This is a genomic window from Alistipes provencensis, from assembly GCF_900083545.1.
In the GTDB taxonomy this organism is placed as follows: Bacteria; Bacteroidota; Bacteroidia; order Bacteroidales; family Rikenellaceae; genus Alistipes; species Alistipes provencensis.
In genome coordinates this window covers 3,720,148-3,732,511 of record NZ_LT559262.1, presented here as the reverse complement: position 1 = coordinate 3,732,511, position 12,364 = coordinate 3,720,148, and the positions used below count along the sequence as shown (strand labels likewise).

The window sequence follows — 12,364 nt, the reverse complement described above, 5'->3', positions numbered from 1 at the left end:
GGCATAATAAGTTTTTATGATGAATAAAATAAGTTTGGGCGACTACTTTTTCCGCAGGTAGACCGTTGCCGTGCGCGAGGTGTTGTAAATGCGGATACGGGCGCAGTCCTTCCCGTCGTCGCCCTTGGCGGGAAACGAAAAATGTTCGGCCTTCATCGACTGCCGCTCCTGCCCGCCGAACCGCCGTTCGTCGGTCGAAAGCACCGGGACGTATTTGCCCGGGCCCTGCACCGGAAGTTCGTAGTCGGGGATCGAGGCCGTGGGGTGCCAGTTGAATACGAACAGCAGGCGGCCGTGTGAAAAGACCATCGTTTTGTTGTGCTCGTCCATCAGCAGGTTCCATGCGTAGCCGTCTTCGAGCACCTTGTATTTCTTTACCAGCCGGATCATCGCCCGGTCGAAATCCCCCAGCCACGCATAGCGCAGAAATCCGTTTTTGGCCAGCGACCACTGCCGCCGGGCGTGGGCGTAGCTCCATCCGTTGCCCTCGCGCGGAAAGTCGATCCACTCGGGATGCCCGAACTCGTTGCCCATGAAGTTGAGGTAGGCCTGCCCGCCCGTGGAGATGGTCATCAGGCGGATCATCTTGTGCAGGGCCATGCCGCGGTCGATCACGACGCTCTCCGAAGCGCGGTCCATGTGGAAATACATCTCCTTGTCCATCAGCCGGAAAGCCAGCGTCTTGTCGCCCACCAGCGCCTGATCGTGCGATTCGGCATAGGCCACGGTCTTCACTTCGGGCAGGCGGTCGGTCAGGACGGACCACATCTCCCAGATGTTCCACTCCTCGTCGGGGACCTCTTTCAGTTGCTTGATCCAGAAGTCGGGAATGGCCATCCCGAGGCGGTAGTCGAAGCCGACGCCGCCGTCGGCGATCGGGATGCACATGCCCGGCATGCCGCTCACGTCCTCGGCGATGGTCACCGCCGACGGCCGGAAGTCGTGCGCGAGGCGGTTGGCGAGGGTGAGGTACAGGAGCGCCTCCTCGTTGACTCCCGGGTCGAAGAAGCGGTCGCGCGAGTCGAATGTCACATAGCCGTGGTGGTGGTAGATCATCGAGGTCACGCCGTCGAAGCGGTAGCCGTCGAAATGGAACTCGTCGAGCCAGTATTTGACGTTCGACAGCAGGAAATGCCGCACCTCCTCCTTGCCGTAGTCGAAGAGCTTCGAATCCCAGTAGGGCTGGTAGCCCGCCTCGCCCGCCGGCGAGTAGAGGTGGTCGGTGCCGTCGAGCTCGTTGATCCCCTCGTTGAGGTTCTTCACATAGTGGGCGTGCACCAAGTCCATGATGACGGCCAGTCCGAGTTCATGGGCCCGGCGGATCAGCTCCTTCAGCTCCTCGGGGGTGCCGCAGCGCGACGACGGGGCGAAGAAGCTCGACACATGGTAGCCGAACGAGCCGTAGTAGGGGTGTTCGGCCACGGCCATCAGTTGCACGGCGTTGTAGCCGTCTTTCTTGATGGTGGGGAGTATCTTTTCGGTGAATTCGCGGTAGGTGCCCACGCCCTCGCGCTCCTGAGCCATGCCCACATGGGCTTCATATATCAATAGGCTGCCGATTTTCGAGGCGTCGAACGCGTCGCCCCGCCAGTCGAACGGCTCGGCGGGGGCCCAGAACTGCGCCGTGTAGTCTTTGGTCGTCTCGTCCTGCACCACGCGTGTGGCGTAGGCCGGAATGCGGTCCAGCCAGCCGTTGTCGCCGTGGACGTGGAGTTTGTAGAGCGAGCCGTGGACCAGCCGGTCGCGGTACATCGCCGTGGGGAAAAAGGCGCTCCAGACCCCTGCGGAGTCCCGGTGCATGCGGATTTCGGTGCGCTGCCAGTTGTTGAAATCGCCGAAGACGTAGACGTCGTGCGCCCCCGGCAGCCACTCGCGCAGCCACCAGCCGTCGAGCGCCTCGTCGCGCTGCCAGCCGAAATAGCGGTAGCCGTTGGCGTAGTCCACGATCGACCCCGACGAACCGGCGATCCGCTCCATCTGCCGCTCGTATTGTGCGTGACGGCGGTTGATATGTTCTTCGACGGGCTGCAGCCATGCGTCGCGTTCGACGACGGGCAGCCTTCGGGTCGGTTTTTCCATGGCTGAAATTTCTGATTATTGACAAATATAGGAAAAAATCGGAAGAGTTCAAAACCGAATCGCCGTGCGGTGCGGCAAAACTTTCCGACTGATAAAAGTATCGTTGAAAACTGAATATACTGAAAATTTTTTTATCTTTGTCAGCGAACTGGAATGAATCCTTATTACTAACACTTTACTAATACTCTAAAAATCTTATGAAAGGACAACCCAAAGGATTGATCGCGGCGGCCCTCGCCAACATGGGCGAACGCTTCGGTTTCTATATCATGATGGCTATCCTGACCCTGTTCATCTCGGCCAAGTTCGGTTTGGACGAGGCGACGGCAGGGTATATTTATTCGGGCTTCTACGCTTCGATCTACCTGCTGGCGCTGGTCGGCGGTATCATTGCCGACAAGACCAAGAACTACAAGGCCACGATCATGTGGGGTCTGATCGTGATGAGCGTGGGGTACCTGCTCATCGCCATCCCGACGCCGACGCCCGTGCCGAATCTGGGGCTCTATCTGACGCTCACCTGTCTGGGACTGCTGGTGATCGCCTTCGGTAACGGTCTTTTCAAGGGCAACCTTCAGGCGCTCGTGGGGCAGATGTACGACAACGCCGAGTTCGGCCCCAAGCGTGAATCGGGTTTCCAGATTTTCTACATGTTCATCAACATCGGTGGTTTCTTCGCCCCGTTCGTCGCCATCGGCGTGCGTAACTGGTGGCTGAAGGTCAACAATTTCGACTACAACGCCAAACTCCCCGCGCTGTGCCACGAATATCTGGCCAAAGGCGAGGACATGGTGGGCGAAGGGCTTGCCAACCTCAACTCCTACGCTTCGGCGGCGCACCTCGACGGCACGCCCGTGAGCGACCTCGGGGCTTTCTGCAACACCTACCTCGACGTCTTCAACCGCGGTTTCCACTACGCCTTCATCGCGGCCATCGTGATGATGCTCATCTCGCTGGCGATCTACATGGCCAACCGCAAGCAGTTCCCCGATCCTTCGAAGAAGGCCGCCCCGGGCGCCAAAGCTTCGGCCGAGGAGATCAAGATGTCCGCACAGGAGATTCGCCAGCGCATCTACGCCCTGTTCGCTGTCTTCGGCGTGGTGATCTTCTTCTGGGTGTCGTTCCACCAGAACGGTTATTCGCTGACCTATTTCGCCCGTGACTATGTGAACCTCGACGTCATCAACATCGATCTGGGCTTCACGACCATCAAGGGCGCGGAGATATTCCAGAGCGTCAATCCCTTCTTCGTCGTCTTCCTCACGCCGATCATCATGTGGTTCTTCGGCTGGCTGCGCAAGCGCAACATCGAGGTCTCGACCCCGATGAAGATCGCCATCGGCATGGGCATCGCGGCGGCGGCCTATGTCTTCCTGATGCTCTTCTCGCTGGCCCTGCCGACAAAAACCGCGCTGGCCGGCATGCGCGCCGAGGAGGTGCAGTCGATCCTCGTCACCCCGTGGGTGATGGTGGGGCTCTACTTCATCCTCACCGTCGCCGAGCTCTTCATCTCGCCGCTGGGCCTCGCCTTCGTGTCGAAGGTGGCGCCTCCCCACATGCAGGGTCTGATGCAGGGCTTCTGGCTGGCAGCCACGGCCGTGGGCAACGCCCTGCTGTTCGTCGGCGGATGGCTCTACCTCCACACCCCGATGTGGGCTACATGGGCCGTGTTCGTCGCCGCCTGCGGCCTGTCGATGCTCGTCATGCTCTCGATGGTACGCTGGCTCGAACGGGTCACCAAATAATCCGGACGATTTTCCATACGGCCGCTGCGGTTTCCGCGGCGGCCTTTTTTGTTCACTTGCCGCTCCGAAATTTGATTTTCAGCGGGATTAGTGCTATATTTGTCAAATAAACGAATTTCCTCATGTCCCGTCCCGCCTGTTCCCGCCTGTTGGTCCTCCTTATCCTCGCCTTTTTCGCATGTGCCCCGACGGTGCATGCCGAGCCGGGACGCGGAGATTCCGTGGCGGACAGCCTGCTGAAAGTCTACTGCCGGCAAATCAAGGCGCAGTTGAACACCCCCGAGGGGCTGCTGATGTGCGACACCCTTTTCGAGCGCGCCGCGGCGAGCGGATGGCTGCACATGCAGGCCGTCGCCCTCAGCCTCAAGATGGACCACTACTATTTCCGGAACGACCGCGAGGGTATTCTCGAGGGGGTGAAGCGCGTGAAGGAGTTCTGCCTCGAGCACGGCAAGCAGGACGAGCTGGCCTATTTCTATTATTTTGCTTGGGGCAACCGGCTGGTGACCTACTACACCAAGCAGAACCAGTTCAACGTGGCGGTGTACGAGACCCGCCGGATGCTCGCCGAAGCCGAGGCCGACAATTACCAGTTGGGCGTGGCCACCTGTTACCGCCTGCTGGCCAACCTCTACCTCGTGCAAAACACGTTCGACCGGGCCTATGAGAATTTCCGGCGCCAGATCGACGTGCTGGAGAGCAACGGGATCGAGGACATCAACCTGCCGACGCAGTACGCCTCGATGGCCCAGTGCGCCCTCGAGCTCGACATGCCCGATTCGGCCCTGCTGGCCCTGCGCAAAGGGCGGGCCCTGCATTCGAAATATCCCTACCAGCAGTTCACGCTGGACAAGGCCACGACCCTCTATTACCTCCACCGGAAGAATTACGACATGGCCCGGAAGTATATCGATTCCGCCGAGATGCGCTTCCGCGACAACCCCTCGATGATAGCCTATCTTCCGGGGCTGCGCTACCTGAGAACCGAGTATTACCGCACTACTGGGCAGTACGGCAGGGCGCTGGAGGTGGTGCGGGAGGCGCTCGCCGACTCGGTGCAGCGCGCCGAGGGCTATGTCCACCATTCGCTGCTGCGCGAGCAGGGCAACATCTATTGGCTGATGGGCGACATGCGCCGCGCTGCGGAGAATTACCGCGAATATATCCAGAAGTCCGATTCGGTGCGCAGTGCGGAGATCCGCAGCGCCACGGATGACTTTTCGGGCATCCTCGAGATCGCCCGCCTGCAGACCGAGACCCGGGAACTGCAGTTGGCTCTGCAGCAGAAACGGCTGCGCAACACCTACCTGATCATCGCGCTGCTGGGCGGCGTACTGGCCCTCGGCGGACTGGGATTTGCGCGCCAGATGCGGCTCAACCGCCGCCTGAAAGCCTCCGAGGAGGTCGTGAAGGCGCAGAACCGCGACCTGATGGCCGTGGGGGAGGAGCTCCGCACGGCCAAGGAGCGCGCCGAGCAGGCGAGCCAGATGAAGAGCAACTTCATCCAGAGCATGTCGCACGAGGTGCGCACGCCGCTCAACTCGATCATGGGCTTCTCGCAGGTCTTGGTTTCGAAATTCCGCGACGACCCGACGGTCGAGGAGTATGTCTCGATCATCGAGGCCAGCAGCCTCAGCCTGCTGCGGATGGTCGACGACGTGCTCGACCTCGCCTACCTCGACCAGACCGAGGTGCTGCCCCGCACGGACTACTGCTCGATCAACGACCGCTGCCACGAGTGCGTGGCCAAGGCGCTCTCGCAGCTCAAGGCCGGCGTTACGATGATCTTCGAGCCTTCGGCCGAGGACCCCGTGCTGCATACCAACTCCAAGCGAATCGTGCAGGTGCTCCAGCATTTGCTGCACAATGCCGCGAAATTCACCGTCAGGGGTGAGATCATCCTGACCTATACATGCCGGATTCCCGAGCGGACGATGCTCTTCACCGTTTCCGACACCGGCCCGGGCATTCCCGCGGAGGAGCAGGAGGCGGTTTTCGAACGTTTCGTCAAACTCGACACCTTTGCTCAGGGCACGGGCCTCGGACTGCCCGTCTGCCGGCTCATCGCCGCCAAGATGGGCGGAAGTCTGCGGATCGATCCGGCTTACACCGAAGGATGCCGGATGATCTTCGAAGTTCCTTTCGATCTGCCCGAAGAAGCCTGATTTTCCGTATGGGATCTTGCATGGAACAGTCCGGGACTGCTCCTTTTTTGTCGTATTCGTTAAAAAACCATCAAAAACAAAAAACTTTTATTGTTTCATAAGTTTTCTTGCCTATATTTGCATCCGTATCAATCGGATCAGATCATGGACCAGAAAGAACGTATTATTGAACAGGCTATGCAGATGTTCGTCACCCAAGGCATCAAATCGGTGCGCATGGACGACATCGCGCAGCAGTTGGGCGTCTCGAAGCGGACGCTTTACGAGTTGTTCGGCGACAAGGAGGGGCTGCTCTATCTGGCGATGGACCGCTATTTCGAAAAGACGCGTCTCGAGCGTTCGGCTTCGTGTGCCGATGCCCGCAACGTGCTCGAAGCGATGTTCATGGTGCTGGGAGGCGTCATGGACAACGCCGAGGTCATCCAGCGCCTGATGAACAACCTGCGCAAGTTCTATCCGGCCGTCTACCAGAAGATGGCGAGCGAAGGAGCCGCCAAGAGCCGCCGCGATTTGAAGGAGATGCTCGAACTGGGGATCGCCGACGGACTGTTCGTCGAGACGTTCAACCTCGAACTGGCCATCTCGCTGCTTTACTACACGGCCTCGGCCATCACCGTGCGCAAGGATCTGATGCTGCCCGAGGGGATGCCCGAGCGCGAGGCTTTCGTGCAGATCGTCAGCAATTTCTTCCGCGGCATCTCCACGGCCAAGGGGCTTCAGTTGGTCGACGATTATGTGAAGCGCTACGAACCGGCCAAGACCGAAAACAAACGGCGGTAGGCGGCGACGGTAACCGTCCGTAAAATAGATACCCGTGCAGATCGTCTGCATAATTGACAACGACAATATAATTTTCCGAATAATGATGAAACGACTTTTTCTGATCTTCGGCTTTTGGGCCGCCGGCATCGCAGGCGCTTCGGCGCAGATGCGGCTGACGCTTCCCGAGGCCCTCGATCTCGCCCTGAGCGAGAACCCGACCGTCAAGGTCGCCGAAATGGAGGTGCAGCGTTACGACTATGTGAAGCGCCAGACGTGGGGTAACCTGCTGCCGCAGCTCTCGGCGTCGGGCAGCTACACGCGTTCGATCGTGAAATCCGAGATGCGCGGCGGCCTTTCGTTCGGTGCCGACAACACCTTTGCCGTGCAGGGCGACCTGTCGCTGCCGCTGTTCGCGCCGTCGGTCTACCGCACGCTGAAGATGAACGAAGCGCAGATGGCCACGGCTGTCGAGGCTGCACGCGCCTCGCGCATCGACCTGACGGCCGAGGTGAAGAAGGCTTTCTACAACATCCTGCTGGCCGAGCAGTCGCTTGCGGTGCTCCGCGAATCGGAGGCCACGGTGCAGCGCACGGTGGACGACACGAAGGTGCAGTACGACAACGGCCTGATGTCGGAGTACGACCTGCTGACGGCTCAGGTGCAGTTGAGCAACCTGAAGCCCACGATCCTCCAGACCGAGAATTCGATCAAGCTGGCCAAGCTGATGTTGAAGATGTACCTTTCGATTCCCGAGGACGTGGAGATCGACGTGGTCGGCGAACTGGACGCCCTGCGCGACGACGTGCTGGCGGGTACCGACGACCTGACGACCGACGTATCGGAGAATACCGACCTGCGTTCGCTCGAACTGCAGGAGGAGGTGCTGCGGCGTTCGCTCAAGGCGGCCAACGCCGGGCGCATGCCGACGCTCGCAGCCTTCGGAACGGTCTCCTACACGGGTAACGACATGGAGCCCTTCAATTTCGGCGGAGCCACCACGACGGACGATTCCAAATATTTCTGGACCCATCCGATCTCGGTCGGCCTGCAACTGTCGGTGCCGATCTTCTCGGGCCTGACGAAGATGAACAAGTCGCGCGAACTGAAGAACCAGCTCTCGCAGCTCTCGCTGCAGCGCGACTATGCCCGCCAGCAGATCGACGTGCAGGTGCGCTCGGCGCTGAACGACCTGCTGACAGCCCGTGAGACGATGTACGCTCAGGAACTCACGGTCGAGCAGGCCCGCAAGGCGTATAAGATTTCCGACACCCGTTACCGCGCGGGTGCGGGCACGATCCTCGAACTGAACAGCGCCCAGTTGTCGCAGACGCAGGCCCAGCTCAATTTCTCGCAGGCGATCTACGACTACCTTTCGGCCAAGGCCGAGTACGACCGCATCGTGGGACGCGAAAACCAGTAAGTAATGAAAAACAAGATAAAACCTATGAAAAGAATCGTAATTTTAGGATTTGCAGTCGCTTTGCTGGCCGGTTGCACCGGAAAGAAAACCGCTGCCGTCACCGAAGAGAAGGGCGTGCTGACCAAAACCGCCCGGGCCACGGCGGCCACGGTGCGTCTCACCGAAGAGTTCACCTCCGAGATCGAACCCTATAAGGAGAACGACATCACTCCGGCGGCTTCGGGCGTGCACATCGACAAAATCTATGTCGAGGTGGGCGATCCGGTGCGCGAGGGCCAGTTGATCGTCACGCTCGACCCCACGCAGTACACCCAGCAGTTGGTGCAGTTGAAGACCGTCGAGGACGACTACAACCGCCTGCTGCCCGTCTACGAAGCCGGCGGTATCTCGGCCCAGCAGATCGAGCAGGCCAAGGCCCAACTGGACGTCCAGCGCGAGGTGGTGGCCAACCTGAAGAAGAACATCGAGGTGCGTTCGCCGATTTCGGGCGTAGTGACGGCCCGCAACTACGAGTCGGGCGACCTGTTCGCCCAGCAGCCGATCCTGCACATCATGCAGATCGATCCGCTGAAGGTCATCGCCAACATCTCGGAGCAGTATTTCTCCAATGTGAAGGTGGGTATGCCGGTGAAACTGACCGTCGACATCTTCCCCGACGAGGAGTTCACGGGCACGGTGTCGCTGATCTACCCGGCGCTGGACCCCACGACCCGCACCTTCAAGGTCGAGGTCAAGGTTCCCAACGCCAAGCGCACGCTGCGTCCGGGCATGTACGCCCGCACGACGTTCGACATGGGCAGCAAGGAGGGCGTGATGGTTCCCGACGTCGCCGTGCAGAAGCAGGTGGGCTCGGCCGAGCGCTACCTCTACGTCATCGAGGGCGACTCGGTCGCCGAGCGCCGTTCGATCAAGGTGGGCCGTCAGGTCGGCGACCGCGTGGACATCCTGTCGGGCGTCGAGCCGGGCGAGCAGGTGGCCGTTACGGCGCTGTCGAAACTCTTCGACGGAGCTGCCGTGGATGTTAAAAAAGACTAAAACAACCCCTTTCCAATGAAAATTTACGAAAGCGCGGTCCGCAAACCGATTTCGACGATCCTGCTGTTCGTCGGCGTGATGGTCATGGGACTCTTCTCGCTGATGAATCTGGCCGTGGACCAGTATCCCGAGATCGAGATACCCCAGATTTCGGTCATCACGATGTACCCGGGCGCCAACGCCGCCGACATCGAGACCAACATCACCCGTGTGCTGGAGGACAACCTCAACACGGTGAGCAACCTCAAGAAGCTGACTTCCAAGTCGCAGGATAATGTCTCGATGATTACCGTCGAGTTCGAATACGGCTCCGACCTCAACGAGGGGGCCAACGAGATCCGCGACGTGGTGTCGCGCGTGCAGTCGATGCTGCCGGACGACATCGACTACCCGACGATCTTCAAGTTCTCGACCTCGATGATTCCCGTGATGATGATCGCCGTCACGGCCGAGGAGAGCTATCCGGCCCTGAACAAGATTCTCGACGACAAGCTGGTCAACGTGCTCAACCGCGTCGACGGCGTGGGTGCCGTGTCGGTGGTCGGAGCTCCCGAGCGCGAGGTGCAGGTCAACGTCGACCCCGCCAAGCTCGAGGCTTACAACCTCACGGTCGAGCAACTGGGCCAGATCATCGCCTCGGAGAACGTCAACATCCCCAGCGGCACGATCGACATCGGCAACAACACCTTCAACATCAAGGCCGACGGCGAGTTCAAACTCTCGGACGAGCTGCGCAAGGTCGTGGTGTCGAATGCCGGGGGCCGCACGGTGAAACTCTCCGATGTGGCCGAAATCCGCGATACGCTCGAAAAGGCTACGATGGACGAGCGTGTCAACGGCCAGCGCGGTGTGCGCGTGATGTTCCAGAAGCAGTCGGGCGCCAACACCGTGAACATCGTCCACGAAATCCAGTCGCGTCTGCCGGAGATTCAGAAGACCCTCCCGAAAGACGTCAAGATGGAGCTGATCTTCGAGGGCTCGCAGGAGATTACCGACGCCATCGGGTCGCTCTCGGAGACCATCCTCTACGCCTTCATCTTCGTGGTGCTGGTGGTGATGATCTTCCTCGGGCGATGGCGTGCGACGCTGATTATCTGTATGACCATCCCCGTGTCGCTGATCTGTTCGTTCATCTACCTCTTCGCTACGGGCTCCACGCTCAACATCATCTCGCTCTCGTCGCTCTCCATCGCCATCGGTATGGTGGTCGACGATGCCATCGTGGTGCTGGAGAATATCACGACCCACATCGAGCGGGGTTCGAATCCCAAGGAGGCGGCCATTTACGCCACCAACGAGGTGTGGTTGTCGGTTATCGCCACGACATTGGTGGTCGTCGCGGTGTTCCTGCCGCTGACGATGGTTCCGGGCATGGCGGGTATCCTGTTCCGCGAGCTGGGCTGGATCGTGACCATCGTGGTCTGCGTCTCGACGGCGGCGGCCATTTCGCTGACCCCGATGATGTCGGCCTACCTGCTGAAGCTCGATGGCGGCGAACACGACTACAAGGGCCTCGGCGTGATCTACAAACCCATCGACCGGGCCCTCGCATGGCTCGACGCAGCCTATGCCCGTTCGCTCAACTGGGTGGTGCGCCACCGCCGGATCACCTTCTTCTCGATGATGTCGATCTTCGTGGTGTCGCTGGGGCTGCTGACGCGCGTCCCGACCGAGTTCTTCCCGCCTTCGGACAACAGCCGTATCTCGGCCATGATCGAGCTGGAGCAGAACATCGGCGTCGACTATACGGCGCGCATCGCCCGGCAGATCGACAGCATCATGTATGCGAAATATCCCGAGATCGTGCTCGTATCGGCCTCGGCCGGCGCCAACTCGTCGGACAACGCCTTTGCGGCGATGCAGACCACCGGTTCGCACATCATCAACTACAACATGCGCCTGACCGACGTGGAGGAGCGCGACCGCTCGATCTATGTCGTCTCCGACCTGCTGCGCGAGGACCTCGACAACATTCCCGAGGTGCGCCAGTACACGGTGACCCCGGGCGGCATGTCGGGCAGCATGAGCGGTTCGGCGACGGTCAACGTCAAAGTCTTCGGCTATGACATGGACGTGACGAACGCCATCGCCAACGACCTCAAGGAGAAGATGCGTCATCTGGAGGGTGTGCGCGACGTGAAACTCTCGCGCGACGACCTGCGTCCCGAGTACAACGTCGTCTTCGACCGCGACCGCCTGTCCTATTACGGCATCAGCAGCGCCACGGCGTCGCAGGCCGTGCGCAACCGCATCGACGGCCTCGTGGCCTCGAAATACCGCGAGGACGGCGACGAGTACGACATCATCGTGCGTTATGCCGAGCCGTTCCGCAACCGCATCGAGGATGTGGAGAACATCACGCTCTACAACGCGCAGGGCCGCCCCGTGAAGCTCAAGGAGGTGGGCACCGTCGAGGAGGAGTACGCCGCGCCGATGATCGAGCGCGAGAACCGCCAGCGTGTCATTTCGGTGCAGTCGACCCTCGGCGCCGGCGTGGCGCTGGGCGACGTGGTGGCCGAGGTCGACAAGCTGATCGCTGAATATCCCACGCCCGACGGCGTGGACCTCGAGGTCGGCGGTACGGTCGAGGATCAGGGCGACGCTTTCGGCGACTTGGGGACGCTGCTCATCCTGATCGTCATTCTGGTGTATATCGTAATGGCCACGCAGTTCGAGTCGCTCAAGTTCCCGTTCATCATCATGTTCACCATTCCGTTCGCCTTCACGGGCGTGTTCCTCGCGCTGTGGATGACCTCCACGCCGCTGTCGCTCATCGCCCTGATCGGGGCCATCATGCTCGTGGGTATCGTGACGAAGAACGGTATCGTGATGGTGGACTACATGAACCTTTTGGTCGAGCGCGGTTCGGGCGTCTTCGACGCGGTGATCGCCGGCGGCAAGAGCCGTCTGCGTCCGGTGCTGATGACCTCGTTCACAACCATTCTGGGTATGCTTCCGCTGGCTATCGGCACGGGAGCCGGTTCGGAGACTTGGCAGCCGATGGGTATCGCCGTGATCGGCGGTCTGACGTTCTCGACGATCCTCACGCTGTTCATCGTTCCGGTGCTCTACTCGATCCTCGTGAACCGTTCGCAGCGCAAGGAGAAGGAGAAACTGGCCCAGCTCTCGGCCCAGCATCAGGCAAGTACACATTAATA

7 protein-coding genes are annotated in these 12,364 nt (G+C 60.2%); 6 read left to right on the top strand and 1 reads right to left on the bottom strand.

All coding sequences use genetic code 11. The features are described from left to right. Window positions 1-42: 42 nt before the first annotated feature. Window positions 43-2,079, bottom strand: coding sequence for an alpha-amylase family glycosyl hydrolase (locus BN5935_RS14520; protein ID WP_064976730.1), 2,037 nt, complete (start codon window positions 2,077-2,079; stop codon window positions 43-45). Between the two features lie 197 nt (window positions 2,080-2,276). Between BN5935_RS14520 and BN5935_RS14515 the strand changes: the two genes are divergently transcribed. From BN5935_RS14515 to BN5935_RS14490, 6 genes are all read left to right on the top strand, one after another. Beyond that, complete coding sequence (locus BN5935_RS14515) at window positions 2,277-3,824, top strand: peptide MFS transporter (protein WP_064976729.1); 1,548 nt, start codon at window positions 2,277-2,279, stop codon at window positions 3,822-3,824. 122 nt (window positions 3,825-3,946) lie between these two features. Then, on the top strand, window positions 3,947-5,989 hold the full coding sequence (locus tag BN5935_RS15605) for a sensor histidine kinase (RefSeq protein WP_235821128.1): 2,043 nt from the start codon (window positions 3,947-3,949) through the stop codon (window positions 5,987-5,989). Window positions 5,990-6,133: 144 nt separating this feature from the next. After that, window positions 6,134-6,769 (top strand): TetR/AcrR family transcriptional regulator, encoded by a 636-nt coding sequence (locus BN5935_RS14505; protein ID WP_064976988.1) that lies wholly within the window; start codon window positions 6,134-6,136, stop codon window positions 6,767-6,769. 82 nt (window positions 6,770-6,851) lie between these two features. Next, a complete protein-coding gene (locus BN5935_RS14500) occupies window positions 6,852-8,171 on the top strand; it encodes a TolC family protein (protein ID WP_204244923.1) in 1,320 nt (439 codons plus the stop codon). A gap of 24 nt (window positions 8,172-8,195) precedes the next feature. Next, window positions 8,196-9,206 carry an efflux RND transporter periplasmic adaptor subunit gene (locus BN5935_RS14495; RefSeq protein ID WP_064976987.1) on the top strand — a complete coding sequence of 337 codons (1,011 nt, stop codon included), beginning with the start codon at window positions 8,196-8,198 and terminating at the stop codon, window positions 9,204-9,206. A gap of 15 nt (window positions 9,207-9,221) precedes the next feature. After that, a complete protein-coding gene (locus tag BN5935_RS14490) occupies window positions 9,222-12,362 on the top strand; it encodes an efflux RND transporter permease subunit (RefSeq protein WP_064976727.1) in 3,141 nt (1,046 codons plus the stop codon). The last annotated feature ends 2 nt before the right edge of the window (window positions 12,363-12,364 follow it).

Bases quoted from the DNA above. Each gene is read 5' to 3' on its own strand.
- BN5935_RS14520 (WP_064976730.1), bottom strand. From the start codon at position 2,079: ATGGAAAAACCGACCCGAAGGCTGCCCGTCGTCGAACGCGACGCATGG.
- BN5935_RS14515 (WP_064976729.1), top strand. From the start codon at position 2,277: ATGAAAGGACAACCCAAAGGATTGATCGCGGCGGCCCTCGCCAACATG.
- BN5935_RS15605 (WP_235821128.1), top strand. From the start codon at position 3,947: ATGTCCCGTCCCGCCTGTTCCCGCCTGTTGGTCCTCCTTATCCTCGCC.
- BN5935_RS14505 (WP_064976988.1), top strand. From the start codon at position 6,134: ATGGACCAGAAAGAACGTATTATTGAACAGGCTATGCAGATGTTCGTC.
- BN5935_RS14500 (WP_204244923.1), top strand. From the start codon at position 6,852: ATGATGAAACGACTTTTTCTGATCTTCGGCTTTTGGGCCGCCGGCATC.
- BN5935_RS14495 (WP_064976987.1), top strand. From the start codon at position 8,196: ATGAAAAGAATCGTAATTTTAGGATTTGCAGTCGCTTTGCTGGCCGGT.
- BN5935_RS14490 (WP_064976727.1), top strand. From the start codon at position 9,222: ATGAAAATTTACGAAAGCGCGGTCCGCAAACCGATTTCGACGATCCTG.